Source organism: Streptomyces sp. NPDC059649 (genome assembly GCF_042734445.1).
Lineage (GTDB): Bacteria > Actinomycetota > Actinomycetes > Streptomycetales > Streptomycetaceae > Streptomyces.
This window is the reverse complement of sequence record NZ_JBHWDV010000002.1, coordinates 139,671-154,872: the sequence shown is the minus strand read 5'-3', so window position 1 is coordinate 154,872 and position 15,202 is coordinate 139,671. Positions and strand designations below refer to the sequence as shown.

The 15,202-nt window shown below is 69.9% G+C and carries 14 protein-coding genes and 2 pseudogenes; 12 read left to right on the top strand and 4 right to left on the bottom strand.

Annotated features, from left to right (window positions below; translation table 11 throughout):
• Window positions 1-255 precede the first annotated feature (255 nt).
• Window positions 256-576 (top strand): annotated as a pseudogene (locus ACFV1J_RS03745) (DUF6355 family natural product biosynthesis protein).
• 1,181 nt (window positions 577-1,757) lie between these two features.
• Here the strand turns inward: ACFV1J_RS03745 and ACFV1J_RS03740 are convergent.
• Window positions 1,758-2,702, bottom strand: coding sequence for a DMT family transporter (locus ACFV1J_RS03740; RefSeq protein ID WP_385855581.1), 945 nt, complete (start codon window positions 2,700-2,702; stop codon window positions 1,758-1,760).
• Between the two features lie 427 nt (window positions 2,703-3,129).
• On the opposite strand from ACFV1J_RS03740, the gene ACFV1J_RS03735 reads away from it, so the two are divergent.
• Window positions 3,130-3,816: a DUF4253 domain-containing protein gene (locus ACFV1J_RS03735; RefSeq protein WP_385855580.1), complete on the top strand. Its 687-nt coding sequence runs from the start codon at window positions 3,130-3,132 to the stop codon at window positions 3,814-3,816.
• On the opposite strand, the pseudogene ACFV1J_RS03730 reads toward ACFV1J_RS03735, so the two are convergent.
• Both ACFV1J_RS03730 and ACFV1J_RS03725 read right to left on the bottom strand, forming a co-directional pair.
• Window positions 3,775-4,265, bottom strand: a pseudogene (locus tag ACFV1J_RS03730) (transposase); the annotation flags it as partial. The gene ACFV1J_RS03735 and the pseudogene ACFV1J_RS03730 overlap by 42 nt on opposite strands.
• A gap of 48 nt (window positions 4,266-4,313) precedes the next feature.
• Window positions 4,314-5,018, bottom strand: a complete 705-nt coding sequence (locus ACFV1J_RS03725) for a VC0807 family protein (protein ID WP_385855579.1) — start codon at window positions 5,016-5,018, stop codon at window positions 4,314-4,316.
• 635 nt (window positions 5,019-5,653) lie between these two features.
• Between ACFV1J_RS03725 and ACFV1J_RS03720 the strand changes: the two genes are divergently transcribed.
• Window positions 5,654-6,265: a SixA phosphatase family protein gene (locus ACFV1J_RS03720; protein WP_385855578.1), complete on the top strand. Its 612-nt coding sequence runs from the start codon at window positions 5,654-5,656 to the stop codon at window positions 6,263-6,265.
• 86 nt (window positions 6,266-6,351) lie between these two features.
• On the opposite strand, the gene ACFV1J_RS03715 is transcribed toward ACFV1J_RS03720, so the two are convergent.
• A complete protein-coding gene (locus ACFV1J_RS03715) occupies window positions 6,352-7,413 on the bottom strand; it encodes an FAD-dependent monooxygenase (RefSeq protein ID WP_385855577.1) in 1,062 nt (353 codons plus the stop codon).
• A 107-nt stretch (window positions 7,414-7,520) separates the two neighbouring features.
• Between ACFV1J_RS03715 and ACFV1J_RS03710 the strand changes: the two genes are divergently transcribed.
• The 9 genes from ACFV1J_RS03710 to ACFV1J_RS03670 all read left to right on the top strand — a co-directional run bounded on the left by ACFV1J_RS03710 (window position 7,521) and on the right by ACFV1J_RS03670 (window position 15,197).
• Window positions 7,521-8,009 carry a TetR/AcrR family transcriptional regulator gene (locus tag ACFV1J_RS03710; RefSeq protein ID WP_385855576.1) on the top strand — a complete coding sequence of 163 codons (489 nt, stop codon included), beginning with the start codon at window positions 7,521-7,523 and terminating at the stop codon, window positions 8,007-8,009.
• A gap of 270 nt (window positions 8,010-8,279) precedes the next feature.
• Window positions 8,280-9,329 (top strand): hydrogenase expression protein HypE, encoded by a 1,050-nt coding sequence (locus ACFV1J_RS03705; RefSeq protein WP_385855575.1) that lies wholly within the window; start codon window positions 8,280-8,282, stop codon window positions 9,327-9,329.
• A gap of 137 nt (window positions 9,330-9,466) precedes the next feature.
• Window positions 9,467-11,254, top strand: a complete 1,788-nt coding sequence (locus ACFV1J_RS03700) for a nickel-dependent hydrogenase large subunit (RefSeq protein WP_385855574.1) — start codon at window positions 9,467-9,469, stop codon at window positions 11,252-11,254.
• Window positions 11,255-11,262: 8 nt separating this feature from the next.
• Entirely contained in the window at window positions 11,263-11,793 is a 531-nt protein-coding gene (locus ACFV1J_RS03695) for a NifU family protein (RefSeq protein ID WP_385855573.1), read from the top strand.
• Complete coding sequence (locus ACFV1J_RS03690; protein ID WP_385855572.1) at window positions 11,790-12,428, top strand: DUF5947 family protein; 639 nt, start codon at window positions 11,790-11,792, stop codon at window positions 12,426-12,428. Before ACFV1J_RS03695 ends, ACFV1J_RS03690 begins: the two co-directional genes overlap by 4 nt.
• 18 nt (window positions 12,429-12,446) lie before the next feature.
• Window positions 12,447-12,656 carry a hypothetical protein gene (locus ACFV1J_RS03685; RefSeq protein ID WP_385855571.1) on the top strand — a complete coding sequence of 70 codons (210 nt, stop codon included), beginning with the start codon at window positions 12,447-12,449 and terminating at the stop codon, window positions 12,654-12,656.
• On the top strand, window positions 12,653-13,387 hold the full coding sequence (locus ACFV1J_RS03680) for a DUF6084 family protein (RefSeq protein WP_385855570.1): 735 nt from the start codon (window positions 12,653-12,655) through the stop codon (window positions 13,385-13,387). The genes ACFV1J_RS03685 and ACFV1J_RS03680 overlap by 4 nt, the downstream gene beginning before the upstream one ends.
• Window positions 13,375-14,436 (top strand): hypothetical protein, encoded by a 1,062-nt coding sequence (locus tag ACFV1J_RS03675; protein WP_385855569.1) that lies wholly within the window; start codon window positions 13,375-13,377, stop codon window positions 14,434-14,436. The genes ACFV1J_RS03680 and ACFV1J_RS03675 overlap by 13 nt, the downstream gene beginning before the upstream one ends.
• Window positions 14,433-15,197, top strand: a complete 765-nt coding sequence (locus tag ACFV1J_RS03670) for a hypothetical protein (protein ID WP_385855568.1) — start codon at window positions 14,433-14,435, stop codon at window positions 15,195-15,197. Before ACFV1J_RS03675 ends, ACFV1J_RS03670 begins: the two co-directional genes overlap by 4 nt.
• Window positions 15,198-15,202: the final 5 nt, after the last annotated feature.

The following is a 15,202-nucleotide window of genomic DNA, read 5'->3' as shown; positions in this document are numbered from 1 at the left end:
CCCGGCAAAAGCCCATCACCCCCTCCCTGCCCGCCCACCTCCGTCACCCGTGCCGCTCGCCAGGAACCCCAACCCACGTTATTGAGCCCCGATCTGACCCATTTTGCCATCACCCACACGTGCGATCCTGCGCATGGCGGATTCTTGCGAGGGGAGTCATGCGGAGCCGCACACGTCGAACCGACAGGGCGGCGGACCAACTGGTGACTTGAGAAGGGCCCACTTGGGCGTGAGAAGGACCGTGAGAAGGACCACGTGAACCAAGTGGGGTCTGAGGGAGGGGTGTTCCGTGCGCCGCTTGGCCGCTCTCATGCTCGTGCCGCCGCATTCTGCGGAACGGTCACCTCCACACCCGGTCAGGCCATCGCCCTGGCCAAAGAACCATGTGGCTTCTACGAGACGGGCAGTGATGCGTTCTACCGCCATTGCACCATGGACGTTCGGACGTCGTGATCAAGGTGGAGGTCACTAGGGCCCCCGACTACCAGCTAACAGCGTTGCGTGGGCCCCGGCCGCACATGGCTGGGCTCCGCCTCCAGTATCCAGGGCGCCCATTACGTCTGGCGCACCTGCTGATCAGCGGCAAGCTGCCCCTCCTGACACAGCCCGCCGCAACGACTCCGCCACCGATGGCCAGGCCGTCGGTCCGTCACCCTCAGGCCGTCGTAATGGGAAGGGAAGGGACGGAAGGGGACTTCACCATGCGCCAGGCGCGATGCAAAGTATGTGGCAACTCCGCCTGGCTGACTCACTGGCTCACTGGCTCACTGGTGGAGCGGCGGCGGCCCCACACTGGCCGGGGGCCTGAACGCGGACAAGGCCTGATGTGCTCTCGCACGCGCCGGCGGCTGGCTCTACCGGACGGCCGATCAGCTTCCTTGGCCGACATGCTCAGAAGGGCACGGCCACCCCAGCCTCTCGCAACCGGCTCAGGGCGCGGCCCATGCACTCGGCGGCCGAGGCGCCGTCAGCTCGTACCGCTGTCAACGGTCCACCGTTGGCGACGAAGGTCCACGCTGGCCGGCCCTCGCGCAGGCGCTCCGCATCTACGCGGATCATGGCGCCAATCCCCTGCTCACCGAGCCACTCCAGAATGAGCAGCGTCGCATCCTCGACGCCACTGTCCAGGTCCCCCTTGGGCCACCGCCCCATTCCCCTACCCATGGCTGCAAATCCTAGGTGACCGGTGACCAGTGACGGCGATCGGTGCGCGGTAGGCGGCAAGCGGTAAGCAGCAACCGGTAAGCAATGCTGTCCAGGTTGTGCAGTCTCGCGTCCGTCTCGGCCGCCCCAATCGCGATCCGATACTGGCCTTCCTGCCGGCTACGCCGCTGCAGATGGACAGCACCCTGACGCGGACGGCTTGGATCGCTCGGCCAAAGTCGTGGTGGAGGCTTCGGCCAGGGGTGCCGGCGGGAACGTCCACGCCGGCCTCAGCGGTGATCCGGCCCTGATCCGACCCTGGTCGGGGCGTCCGGTCCATGGCGCATAGGCGGGTGCCACGAGCCTGACACCCGCCCAAGGGCGGGCGAAACCCAGCCCCTCTACAGGCGCTTGATGACCGCTGCCCCCCGGCCTACGGACCATGGCTCACGCTCCAGCGCACCTCGGGGTACGGCTCGGCTCGCGTCGCAAATGGGGAGCCCGACGGGCGCATCGGGTGCGGCGGCGCCGTCGCATGTATGGGCGATGGGGCCGGGAGCCTGGGGCCGGGGGCCTTCCCCGGGCCTGGGACCTGCATGAGCACGTGCAGACCGTCAGGTGGTGGTGCCTGATGTCGGCGGCCCTTGCTCTCCAGCCCCAGGGCCTTCCCCGTCTCCCTCTCCCTCCCCATCGTCCTCCCCCTCCCCCTCGCCCTCCATCTGCACCCTTGGCAGGACAACCACGCCCCAAGTGACCAGCACTGCCCCGATCGCCTCCGGAATCAGCCACCATCCGGTGCGTACGCGGTCCCCGTACACCACGATGCCCAGGGCCAGGCTGACGAGCCCCTCGCCCAGGGTGAGGACGGGCTGGGAGACCACCAGTGGGCCGGATTCCAGGGCGTTGGCCAGCAGGAACAGCGCGCATGCGCCTGCCGCCACGAAGCCGTAGGTCTGCCAGGAGGCGAAGAAGGCACCGGGGCCGTGCCGGTTGAAGGTGTCGGTCGCGGACTTCATCAACGTTGCCGTGAGGGCGTAACCGATCGCGGACGCGGCGCCGAAGAGGGCCGCGCGGGCCTTCCCCCGCGGGCGGGGGGCCGCGGCCGCAGCACACAGCGTGATGGCGCCCACGGTGGCCAGCAGCGTCACCACCCACGTGGCCGACGAGACCTCGGTACCCGCACCGGACGGCGCGGCAGCGGCCAGCGCCAGACCGAGGCCGGCGGCGACGCTCAGGGAGGCAGCCCAGCCGGCCGCCGGAAGCCGTCGGCGGGCCAGCGCGCAAGCGATCACCAGGGCGAGCGGCAGTTCGGTCACCAGGATCGGCTGGACCAGGACGAGCGAACCCAGTGCCAGGGCCAGCGCCTGGCACGCCGCGGCGCCCACCACCACGGCGATCCCACCGAGCCATGCCGGATTACGCACCAGGTGCCGGACCAGCCTGGGGCTGAAGGCATCACCCGCCGGGACGGTCCGCGCAGCCAGGCGCTGGAGCACGGTACCCGTGGCATTGCCCACGGCCGCCAGCAGCGCGAACAGCGCAGACAACACAGCCGCCACCGTGCGATCCCCTCGGGTCGTCAGCCATCGGTCCCACGCAGCAACCGTGGCAGAGCAATCGGCAACGCGCGGAGCACGGCACGCCACCAGATGAGGACGACGACCACATCGCCACGCCCATACGTCCCATCCGGAGAGACTTACACGCCTGACACCATCGGGTGGATCAAGGCTGACGGTCATGCGGAGGGCCAGCTCAGCCAGCGCTGAAGCCCACGGCACGCCGCGGACCTTGCCGTGCCGGCATACCTTGGAAACTGCGTCTGGCCGGCTCGGGATCGGCGGTGTCAGTGACCGCGGCTAGCGTGCGCGCATGTTCTCATCACTGCCCGATCGGCTTCCGCCAGGCCGTTGCCTCCCCGAAGTCGTCCGAGGGGACGCCCCACCACCGCGCATGTGGCTGTCCGAGGAACCAGTTTCGGATCCTGTGGACTCGTGGACGCACTGCCAGAGTGCACGGGAGGAAACCGGACTGTGGCCACTGCTCGTCTGCACCCCTTACGGACCTGGGCGGCCCACCGCCCTCGCGGCCGTCGACGCCCTGGACCTTCACGACGTGCTGGAACGGGACTGGCACTCCTATCGCGCCTTCCAGCTGAGGCAGCTTGCGGCGCCGCAAGAACCGGAGAACCTGCCAGAGGACGTCGAACCCTGGGACGAGGATCCCGGGGCGGCGTTCAACCGCTGGCCCGGCCTGGCGGCCGGCATCCCTTCCCTGGCCGGAGCCGACCCGGATACCGCCGCCCGCACGGCCATCGCCCGGCTCATGGCTGCCCCTTACCCGCTGCCCAAGCCTCATCTGGCTCTGGTTCCGGCCACCCGCTCCGCCGACATTCCCGCAGTCATGGGCTGGCAGGCGGAAGCCCCCTTGCCCCTGCTGTGCGCCCTGCTCCGCAGTTGGGAGGACCGCTTCGGTGCGCGGGTCGTCGCCTTCGACGGCGCAATGATTCACGTCTCCGCCGCCCGCCCGCCCCGGGACGCCGATCATGCCACCCACCTCGCTCTCGAACACGTGCTGACCGGCGCCGACAACATCAACGACGGCACCGTCCCGTACTCCGACTACGCCGCCTCACTCGTCAACTCTCCCGTCTGGTCCTTTTGGTGGGACTGACAACGGCCGCGGCAGCAAGCTGAGCTGCCGGTGCGTGATCAGGCACAGGCGAGCTTCAGGAAGGGCCTCATGACTGTCGGCTCGGCGTTCCCAGTCGGCTCGGTGTTCCCAACGGACGCGGAGGCGCCGGAAGCCGTGGAGCCAGGCGAAGCTCCGCTCGATCACCCAGCGATATGAGCCGAGCCCCGTGCCGTGTCGGGTGCCGTATCGGGTGCTGCGGCGGGCGATGGCCGGCACGCTGCCATGAGCCCGGACTTGGTCGCGGTACAGGTCGTGCTCGCTCGTAGCCACGGTCGGCGGGCAGCGAGTCGGGCTTGCGGCAGGGACGGCCTGCCCGGCGCGCCGGGGATGGCTTACCCGGCCGCGGATGGGTGGGATCGCGTCAAGCAGCCGCAGCAGCTGGGGAACGTCGTCACACGGTTTCCGCCGGTCAGGGTGATCGCAAGCGGTCACACCACGGACGGTAAGGCGTATGGATGGCGAGGCGTGGCGGGCCGTCATGCAGCGGGCACGGTGACCGTCGGTGCTGGGCTGAAGAGGGGTATGCCCTGGCGGCGGTGGAAGGCGCGGCTGTGGCGGACGGTGAGGGCGACCATGGTTGCCAGGATGCCGAGGGACTGGAAGCGGCCGATCACTGGCACCAGGTCGACGGGCAGCGTCACTGCCTCGACGGTGCTCAATGCGGCGTCGAGCAGCTGCGCGGTGCCCCACAGCGCCGTGAGTCCGCGGAACGCGGCTCGTAGGTCCGGCCGCTCGGACCAGGTACGTTCCGCCGCCTCCTCCGCGGACGGCCCGCGCAGTCGGCGTCCGAACTGGTACGCCATCGGTCGGGCCGCGAACAGCGAGCCCAGCATCCATACGCCCAGGACGGCGGGGACGGCCGCGTCCTTCAGCAGGAGGACCCGCGGACTGCCGCTGATCAGTGAGGTAACGGCCGACACGACCAGCAGGGCGACCGCCAGCAGGTCGAAGAATTCGATGCGCCGGCGTACCACCGCGGTGCCCGCTGCGTGCGCCGCCGGAACAGCGCCGCTGAGCAGCAACGCCTGCCACTGGGCGATGTCCTGCGCACGAAGCACGTAGTAGACGGCAAAGGGCAGGAGGAGGTTGATGCTCAGCGGGATGAGGAGGGCGCGCCATCGACGTGCGTCGTCCGTATGCGTGGCTACTACTGGACCTCCCGTGGAATCCGAACCCTCCACGGTTTTCCTATCCTCCACGGTTTTCCTGTCCTCCGCGCCTTCCATGGTTTTCACGCCCTTCACGGTTTTCATGAGGCCCCCCAGCGGTGACGAACGAAACGAAGATGACGAGGTGTCCGGCCGTGCGGCAGAACCGCTGCGGCCACGTACATCGACGTTAGGAGTGGGGAGGGTGGAGCAGCATCGACCTCAGGGTTGGTCCTGCGGTGGCCACACTCCACCCGTGCTCCTCAACCTGTGGGTGGAGGCGCGACACGTTGGCCGGCCACGCAGCCGAGGTGACCGTTACGGGCAGAAGCAGGCCCATGAGCGTCGTGAGAGGTGCTGCAGGGGCCATGGTCGCGAACGCGTAGAGGGTGAAGGCCGGGATGAAGAGGCCGTCGATCGCTCCCACCGCGACCAAGGGAAGGCACCACCACAGTGGGCCGCGGAGCCACGGCGCCGAGGAGGGGACGGCAGGGGGAGGGGCACGGCAGGGGGGAGGGGCACGGCAGGGGGTAGGGCCACGGCAGGGGGTAGGGCCACGGCAGAGCGCGAGCGTGAGCCCGCGCCCACGACCCGGAGTCCAAGACCCGGAGTCCAAGACCCGCAGTCCAAGGCCACCCGCTCACCCTGCCCCGTAGGAGAATCAAGCCATGACGCTGCCCTTCACCGCCCGGCTGGTGGTTCTGCGCCATGCCAAGTCCGCCTGGCCGCCGGATGTGTCTGATCATGAGCGCCCGTTGGCCAAGCGCGGCCGCAGGGACGCACCGGCGGCCGGGCGCCGGCTGTTCGCGGACGGGTACGTACCCGACCTCGTCCTGTGTTCCACGGCCCGCCGCACTCGTGAGACCTGGGAGCTGGTCGCACCGGAGCTCGGCGCCCGCCCGGAGGTGGTCTTCGAACCGCGGGTGTACGGAGCGAGCGTCGCCGAGTTGGTCGAGGTGTTGCGTGAGGTCCCGGAGCAGCGGCGCACGGTGCTGTTGATCGGCCATCAGCCGGGCGTCCAGGACGTGGTGCTGTCGCTGGTGGGAGAGGGAGTAGGAGAGGGAGTGCGGCCGGGAGAGGGGAGCCGGGACGGCAATGGGGCCAAGGTCGGGGCCGGGGCCGGCCCCGGGAACGAGGAGGCGCTCGCGCGACTGCGGGCGAAGTTCCCGACGTCGGGGGTTGCGGTCCTGGGCCTGTCGGGCGCCTGGGCGGATCTCGCGCCGGGCACCGCCACCCTCATGGATTTCGCCGTCCCCCGCGGAGAATCCCCCCGGAAGTGACCCGGAACGGAACGGTCAGTGCGCACTTCCCCCGTCGCTGGGCCGCTCTCGGCATGCACCACTCAAACGCCCAGCCGCCTGCCCCCTCACCGCCCCCCGCCCCCGAACATCGCCGCGCTCTCCACGCCCCTTGCCTGGTTTTCCGTCACGTACGGCCGCAGTTCCGCCTCGTAGGCGGCGAAGGCGGTGGTGTGGTCTCCGTTTGCGGCGGCCAGGTGTCGGGCCAGGGTCCGGGCGGCGACCAAGGCCTGGGAGGTGCCCATGCCGCTGGTGGGCGCGGCGCAGTACCCCGCGTCGCCGAGCAGTGCGATCCGGCCCTGTGACCAGCGGTCCAGGTGGACCTGGCAGGCCGAGGAGAAGTAGAAGTCGTCGGCCTCCGTCATGGCGTCCAGCAGGCGCGGAGCTTCCCAGCCGCGTCCCGCGAACGCGGTGCGCAGCGCCTGCTCCTGTTCGTCCCGGTCGCAACGGTCCAGCGCGGGCGTCGGCGTGGCGAACGAGAGACTGACCGTCAGCCGGTCCGGGTCGCCCGCGCTGAACGCGTAGATCGCCGTGTCGGGCGCATGCTGCAGCACGCCACTGTGGTCGAGGCCGAGGTAATTCGCGGTGCTGAAGCCGGCGCCGGAGAGGCCCAGGTGGCGTACCGCGTCGGAGTGCGGGCCGAACGCGAGCCGGCGGACCTTCGAGTACACCCCGTCCGCCCCTATGACGAGGTCGAAGACACGGGGCGCGCCGCGCTCGAACTCGACGGCGACGCCGGAGTCGTGCTGGGTGAGCGCGCTGATCGAGTCGTTGAAGACGTACTCCACGTTCTCCGTGGTGATCCGGTGAAGGATCCCGGTCAACTCCCGCTTCGGCACTTCCAGTTCACCCGCGAAGGCCTCGGCCGGCAGCATCCCCGTCTCGGTGCCGTCCTCGTCCACCAGGGCCGTTCCGCGCATCTTGGTCTCGTGGTGGCGGACCTCGGCGAGGATCCCCAAGTCGTCGAGCACGTCGAACGCGGCGCCGCGGAAGTCGACCGCGTATCCGCTGTCCCGGAGGTCCGGGGCGCGTTCCACCACGGTGACGTCGTACCCGTCGCGGTGCAGGAAGTAGGCGAGGGCGGGCCCTGCCACGCTCGCACCCGAGATCAGAACCTTCGTGGAAGTCATGGGAGGACCCTAGCCAGGGTTTGCCCATTTGGTCAAACCATATGGGCAAGTCGGTGGTCAAACCATTTGGATGAACCATGCGGACAACCCTTGGGTAGGCTGCGCGCATGGGAAATCGAGAGGACCTCCTCGCCGGCGCCAAGCAGTGCCTGATCGAACGCGGCTGGGCGCGGACCACCGTCCGGGACATCGCGGCGGCGGCCGGAGTCAGTCATGCCGCCATCGGCTACCACTTCGGCTCCCGGGACGCACTGCTCACCCAGGCGCTGGTGAAGGCCGTGGACGAGCTCGGTGACGAGCTCGCGAGTCGCACGCCCGAAGGGACGCCGGAACAGCGCTGGCAGGCGCTGATCGACAGCTTCACCACGCATCGGGCCCTGTGGGTCGCCCAGTTGGAGGCCGCGGTGCAGGCCGAGCGGTCACCGGAGGTACGGGCGCACCTCGCCGAGGGGCAGCGCATGGCGCGCGAGGGGCTCGGCGGCTCGGTACCGCTCGCCCTGCTGGGCGGTCTGATGCTGCAGTGGCTGGTGGATCCGGAGAACGCCCCGTCGGGCGCGGAAGTCATCGCGGAACTGCGCTCGACACCCCTCGACTGACGCGCAGGGACGACATCTCTGGATTGACATGCCGCGCAGGGATGACACCTCTGGATTGACGTGCCGGGATTGGCGCCCCCGGAGCCCCCTCACAGAGCCGCCCACTTCCACACCCCACCCCCACCCCACGCTCACCCCCTCCCCACGCTCATCCCACCCCCACCCCACCCAGAGCCCCATTTGTGGCGACTCCTGAGCTATGTGAGATTTGGTGGTGTTGAGGTTCCGGAGCCCGCCGGTCGGCCCCGGTGGCAGCCGAAGGGACGAACCATGGGCTTTGAACCGATGACGCCGGGCCTGGACGAGGTACACATCTTGTGGACCTCCGAGGGCATGAGCTGCGACGGGGACACGGTTTCGGTCACCGCGGCGACGCTGCCCAGCCTGGAGGACGTGGTTCTGGGGGCGATTCCCGGTCTGCCGAAGGTGCATCTGCACAACAAGGTGCTGGCTTATGAGACCGGCGACGATTTCATGGCGGCCTTCCACCAGGCGGCCCGCGATGAACTCGGGCCGTTCATCTTCGTCGTTGAAGGTTCCATTCCCAATGAGAACATCAACGGTGACGGCTATTGGTCGGCGATGGGGAACGATCCGGAGACGGGCGAGCCCATCACGCTGAACAAGTGGATCGACCGGCTGGCCCCCAAGGCGTGGGCGGTCGTGGCCATCGGAACCTGTGCGGCGTACGGCGGCATTCATGCGATGGCGGGTAACCCGACCGGGTGTATGGGGCTGGCCGACTATCTGGGATGGGATTTCCGGTCGGCCGGTGGGCTGCCCATCGTGAACGTTCCGGGCTGCCCCGTTCAGCCGGACAATTTCATGGAGACCCTGCTGTGGGTCCTGCACCAGGCCGCCGGGCTCGCTCCGCCCATTCCGCTGGACGAGCAGCTCCGGCCCACCTGGCTGTTCGGCAAGACCGTGCACGAGGGGTGCGACCGCGGCTCGTATTACGAGCAGGGGGATTTCGCGAAGGACTACAACTCACCCAAGTGCCAGGTGAAGGTCGGCTGTTGGGGTCCGGTGGTCAACTGCAACGTCACCAAACGCGGCTGGATGGACGGGGTGGGCGGCTGCCCCAATGTCGGCGGTATCTGCATCGGCTGCACGATGCCGGGGTTCCCGGACAAGTTCATGCCGTTCATGGACGAGCCGCCCGGTGGCACGGTGTCCTCCGCCCTGATGGGCGTGTACGGGCCGTTCATCCGCACACTGCGTTCCCTCACCAATATCACTGCCAACAAAGAGCCCAAGTGGCGCCATAACAAGGACGCGTTGACCAGCGGTTATGACCCGCACTGGACCGGACGCACATAATTCGCGCCAACTCACACTCCCCGACGCCAACGAACACAACGCCCGCCCCCTACGCCAGCACTCACTCCACGCCCTCCACGCCTCTACGCCCTCCACGCACTCCACTCCCCCCACGCCATCCGCGAGAGGAATCCCCCGTGGCGACCGCCCAGAACAGCGATGCGGAGCGACGCGAACTCACCGAGGTCGCCTTCGACCCGATCACCCGCATCATCGGAAACCTCGGCATCTACACCAAAATCGACTTCGCCGCTCGGGAAGTCGTGGAATGCCGGAGCACCTCCTCGCTCTTCCGTGGCTACAGCGTGTTCATGAAGGGCAAGGACCCGCGCGACGCGCATTTCATCACCAGCCGGATCTGCGGTATCTGCGGCGACAACCACGCCACCTGCTCGCTCTACGCCCAGCAGATGGCTTATGGCGTCAAGCCGCCGCCGCTCGCCGACTGGATCATCAACCTGGGCGAAGCCGCCGAGTTCATGTTCGACCACACGATTTTCCAGGACAACATGGTGTTCGTCGATTTCTGCGAACGCATGGTGAAGGAGACCAATCCCGGTGTCCTGGAGAGGGCCGAACGCACCCCGGCCCCGCACGCCGACGTCCACGGCCACAAGACCATCGCCGACATCATGCGCGCCTTCAACCCGTTCGAGGGGCAGACGTACAAAGAGGCGCTGCAGATGAGCCGGCTGACCCGCGAGATGTGCTGCCTGATGGAGGGCCGGCACGTCCACCCCTCCACGCTGTACCCGGGCGGCGTGGGCACCGTCGCGACCCCGCAGGTCTTCACCGACTATCTTGTGCGGCTGACCCGCTGTCTGGACTTCGTCAAACGCGCGGTGGCCATGAACGACGACGTCTTCGACTTCTGGTACGAGGCGCTGCCCGGTTACGAGGAGGTGGGCCGCCGCCGCACGATGCTGGCCTGTTGGGGCTGCTTCCAGGACCCCGAGGTGGTCGATTACGACTACCGGACCATGAACACCTGGGGGAACGCGATGTTCGTGACCCCCGGCATCGTCGTCGACAACGAACTGGTCACCACCGACCTCGTCGACATCAACCTCGGCATGCGCATCCTGCTCGGCAGCTCCTACTACCAGGACTGGACGGGCGAGGAGACGTACGTCGACAAGGACCCGCTCGGCAACCCCGTCGACCAGCGTCATCCGTGGAACCAGACGACCGTGCCGAAGCCGCAGAAACGGGACCTCGACGGCGGCAACTACAGCTGGGTGATGAGCCCCCGCTGGTTCGACAAGCGAACCGGCGACCACCTGGCGCTCGACACCGGCGGCGGACCGATCGCCCGTCTGTGGGCCACGGCCCTCGCCGGCAAGGTCCGTACGCCCTATGTGCGTTCGACCGGCCACAGCGTGGAGATCGACCTCCCGCAGACGCCCAACAGCCCGGAGGTCCGGCTGGAATGGACGCCCCCGCCGTTCCCCAACACCATCGAGCGCGACCGGGCCCGGATGTACTTCGTGGCGTACGCCGCCGGGATGGCGCTGTACTTCGTCGAGCGGGCGCTGGACGAGGTCCGGGCCGGCCGCACCAAGGTCTTCGAGGACTTCAACGTCCCCAAGGAGGCCATCGGGGTCGGCTTCCACGAGGCCGTACGGGGCGTGCTCTCGCACCACTTGGTGATCCGGGACAAGAAGATCGCCAACTACCACCCGTACCCGCCGACCCCGTGGAACGCCAGCCCCCGCGACTCCTACGGCACCCCCGGCCCGTACGAGGACGCGGTGCAGGGCCTGCAGATCTTCGAGGAGAACGGGCGGGAGGACTTCAAGGGCATCGACATCATGCGGACGGTCCGCAGCTTCGACCCGTGTCTGCCGTGCGGCGTCCATATGTACCTCGGTGGCGGCCGGACCCTGACGCAGAGCCATTCCCCGACCTTCGGCCAGCGGGCGTGAGGAGTGCCATGACCTGGGACGACCGGCAGGCACGGGACCACGTGGTCCGTACCGAGACGCTGCTGACCGCGCTCTCGGGGCTGTCCGATCCCGCCGCGCGGGACCGGGCGACCGAGGCCGCCCAGGCACTCGTCGCGCTCTACGGGGAATGCCTGGCCCGGGTCATGGCGCTGGCCGGTGCGGACACCGCCCGGGCCGTCGCGGACGACGAACTCGTCGGCCATCTGCTGCTCGTGCACGGACTGCATCCCGAACCTGCCGACGCCCGCATCCGCACCGCACTGGCCGGCCTGCGGGGCCTCGGTGACGCCGAACTCCTCGCCGTGAAAGGCGAGTTCGCCCGCGTGCGGGTACGGGCCCGGGGGTGCGGATCCTCCGGCGAGACGCTCCGTACGGCGGTGCGGGAGGCGGTCGCCTGGGCCGCGCCGGAGATCGAGCGGGTGGAGATCGAGGAGGCGGCGACGAGTGTCGAGCCCCCGCTGATCCCCGTGGAGGCACTGTCGCGCGGCGGTGCCCGGACGGGCGGGGCGCGCTCATGAGCACCGTGGTCGCCACCGCCTCGGCGTTGCGGGACCTGGCCCGCCGCCCGCTGCCGGAACCGCGGGACGACGACCGGTGCGAGCTGTGCGCGGAGCCCGTGCCGGCGGAACACCGTCATCTGCTGGACACCACGGCGGACACCCTGCTGTGCGCCTGCCGGGCGTGCGCGCTGCTCTTCGACACCGACCGGCACAGCGGCGGCCGCCGGCCCTACCTGCTGGTGGCCGAACGCCGGGTGCGGCTGGACGGTATGCGGCTCGACGCGCGGCAGTGGGCCGCCCTGCGGGTACCGGTCGGGCTCGCGTTCTTCCTGCGCGGCGGCCCGCCCGACGACGAGATCACCGCCGGCTACCCCGGCCCGATGGGCGTGACCCGCGCCCCCGTGGACCGCACGGTGTGGGCCGGTATCGAGGCCGGTCGGCCGGCCCTCGCCGCCCTCGCCCCGCGTACCGAGGCGCTGCTGGTCAACCGGGCCGGCGGCAGTCAGGAGCACTGGATCGTGCCGCTGGACGACTGCTACCGGCTCGCCGCCCTGCTGCGCACCCACTGGAGCGGACTGGCCGGCGGAGACGAGGTGTGGCAGCACGTGCGGCAGTTCTTCGACCATCTCACCCCCGTCGATCCGGACGATTGACAGCACCCGAGGAGAACCATGGCTGACATCACCGTCGGAAAGCGACAGGTACGACCGGACTTCACCGCCCACGTCCCCGGAGTGCGCCGGGGCAACCACGAGGGCCACTACAAGCGCCAGCCCGGTCACCTCCCCTATGGCAGGTCGACCTCGCGCCGGTCCACCGGGATCCATCCGAAGACCAAGAACCCCATCCTGCCCGGCATGCCCAACCTCTCCCCGGCATGACCGGCGGCAGCGCGGTGAGCGGCATGAGGGACGGGAGTGCGGCACAGGCGCACGGCGGGCTGCCCGATCTGTCGTTCGCGGTGACCGGCGTGGGCGCCCTGCCGCACGCCGCGGTGTCCACCCTCGTCCTGACACTGGCCGTCGCCCGCACCGGCGGCGGCCCGATCCGGTCCCTCACGCTGTCCACCACCGTGCGCATCGATGCCGCGCGCCGCAGTTACGCGCCCGCGGAAGTGCGCGCCCTGGCCCAGCTGTTCGGGCAGCCCGACCAATGGGCCACGAGCATGCAGCCATTGGCCTGGGCGCAGATCACGTCCGTCGTGCCGCCGTTCGACGAGCGGACCGAGATCGATCTCGCGATCCCCTGCGGCGGCGACGCCGGGCTCGCCGTCGTGACCTATCTGCGCGCCGTGCGTGACGGCGAGGTCCCCCTGGACCTGCTCTTCCGCGGCACCGTCTTCCACACGGACCCCGGCGGGCGGCTGGCCACTGCCCAGATCCCCTGGGACAAGGAGACCGCCTGCCGGCTGCCCGCGGAGCTCTGGCACGACCTGATGAGCCGCTACTACGGCGCCACGTCCTGGCTGCGCCTGTCCCCCCGTACCCACGACCGGCTCAGCACCTACCAGACGTCCCACGGCCTGACCGACGCCGAACAGGCCGTCAGCGCCCTCCTGGACACCGCCCTGCCCCGGCCCGCACAGACCACGGAAGCGACATGGACCCCCTAGCCTCGGTCGAGAAGATCGCGCGCACCTGCCTGTACGAGGGCTACCTGTTGTGGCCCTACCGGCGGTCGGCGCTCAAGAACACCAAGCGCTGGACGTTCGGCGGCGTCTACCCCAAAGGGGAGGCGGAGGCCCTCGGCGAGCCCGCCCAGATGCGCACCGAGACGCTGCTGGAGACCACACCCGGCACGTCCGTCACGATCCACCTGCGGTTCCTGCAGGTCGTCGAGCGACAGGTCTACCGCCGGGACGACGGGGAACACCGCCCGGTCGACACCCTCACCGTCGCCGGCGAGACCCACCTCACCTGGCACGAGGCCGCGGAACGCGAATGGGTGCTGCCCGTCTGGTCCCCTTCGGACGGGCGCACCCTCGACACCGTCGACCTGCCGGACGGAGAACACGAGGAGACGCTGCGCGACGAGCACGGCCGGGCCGTCGGCATGCTCGTACGCCGCTGGAAACGGCTGCACGGCACCGTGGAGGTCGACGCGCAGCCGGTTCCGGGCAACGGGCCGGCGGACACCGTCCGTCTGGCGCTCACGTTCACCAACACGACCCCGTGTCCGCCGCACACCGGTGACCCGCGCGAGGGCCGTGACAAGCTCGCCCCGTACGCGTTCGTCTCCACCCACACCGTGCTCACCGCCCGCGACGGCAGCTTCGTCTCCCTCGCCGACCCGCCCGCGGACCTGGCCGGGGCGGCCGCCGTCTGTCACAACGAGGGCACCTGGCCGGTGCTGATCGGTGACGCGGCCGAGCCGGACCGCGACCCCCACCGGTCCCCCACGGTCCTCTCGTCGCCCGTCACCCTCTCCGACTTTCCCGCGGTCGCGCCGGAGAGCCCCGGCGACCTCTTCGACGGCGGCGAGATCGACCAGCTCCTCATCCTCAACGTGCTGAGCCTGACCGCTGAGGAACAGCGGGAGGCGCGCGCCACCGATCCCCGGGCGCGGGAGATCCTCGACCGCTGCGCCGCCCTGTCCCCCGAGGACCTGCTCGCCCTGCGCGGCACCATCCGGAGTCGCCGGACGATCAAGGAAGACGCATGACCGCGCCCCGCCTCGCCGGACACCCGGAGTCCCTGCGGCCGGGGAGCCGGGTACGGCTGCGCCCCGGCCGCCGCAGCGACATCTTCGATCTGGCCCTGTCCGGCCGGCTGGCCGAGGTCGACGCCGTCGAAGAGGACTCCGAGGGGCGGACACACCTCGTGGTCACCCTGGTGGACGATGCGGGCCGGGACTTCCCCACCGGTCTGGGGCACCGTTTCTTCTTCGCGCCGGACGAGGTCGAACCGGTCGGCGCGCCGTCCCCGGGCCGTCCGCGTGTCCTCGTCGCCGCCACCGGCGACTCCTTCGCCCCCGACGACGCCTTCGGCTCCGCGCTCCTGGCCGCCCTGGGCGAGCTTCCGCTGCCCGACGAGGTGCATCTCGTCGACTTCGGGATCCGCGGCGCCGATCTGGCCCACCGCCTCCTGACCGGCTACGGAACGGCGGTCGTCGTGGGCACGGCGGCGCTCGGCGGACCGGCCGGCACCCTGCACCTCACCGAACACGGCGGCGACGGCACCACGGGCCCCACCGGACCGGCAGACGCGGCGGAATCCGCCGGACCGTACCGCCAGCTGGCCGCCGCCGAGCGCCTGGCCCGCGCCCGGCGGACGCCGCTCCCCCGGCTCTTCGTCCTGACCTGTGAGCCTCCCCCGCCCCGGAACGGGAAGGCGGTCGAGGAGGCCGTGAAGCTGTTGGCAGAGCTTCTCGGGAGCCTGTGCACCGGACCACGTCCCGCTCCATTTCCCCCAGGAATTCCCTAACGCAG

What these genes read in the sequence shown, in the direction of transcription:
- ACFV1J_RS03670 (WP_385855568.1), top strand. Translation starts at nt 14,433, where the DNA reads ATGACCGCGCCCCGCCTCGCCGGACACCCGGAGTCCCTGCGGCCGGGG.
- ACFV1J_RS03715 (WP_385855577.1), bottom strand. Translation starts at nt 7,413, where the DNA reads ATGACTTCCACGAAGGTTCTGATCTCGGGTGCGAGCGTGGCAGGGCCC.
- ACFV1J_RS03695 (WP_385855573.1), top strand. Translation starts at nt 11,263, where the DNA reads ATGACCTGGGACGACCGGCAGGCACGGGACCACGTGGTCCGTACCGAG.
- ACFV1J_RS03710 (WP_385855576.1), top strand. Translation starts at nt 7,521, where the DNA reads ATGGGAAATCGAGAGGACCTCCTCGCCGGCGCCAAGCAGTGCCTGATC.
- ACFV1J_RS03680 (WP_385855570.1), top strand. Translation starts at nt 12,653, where the DNA reads ATGACCGGCGGCAGCGCGGTGAGCGGCATGAGGGACGGGAGTGCGGCA.
- ACFV1J_RS03720 (WP_385855578.1), top strand. Translation starts at nt 5,654, where the DNA reads ATGACGCTGCCCTTCACCGCCCGGCTGGTGGTTCTGCGCCATGCCAAG.
- ACFV1J_RS03690 (WP_385855572.1), top strand. Translation starts at nt 11,790, where the DNA reads ATGAGCACCGTGGTCGCCACCGCCTCGGCGTTGCGGGACCTGGCCCGC.
- ACFV1J_RS03685 (WP_385855571.1), top strand. Translation starts at nt 12,447, where the DNA reads ATGGCTGACATCACCGTCGGAAAGCGACAGGTACGACCGGACTTCACC.
- ACFV1J_RS03705 (WP_385855575.1), top strand. Translation starts at nt 8,280, where the DNA reads ATGGGCTTTGAACCGATGACGCCGGGCCTGGACGAGGTACACATCTTG.
- ACFV1J_RS03675 (WP_385855569.1), top strand. Translation starts at nt 13,375, where the DNA reads ATGGACCCCCTAGCCTCGGTCGAGAAGATCGCGCGCACCTGCCTGTAC.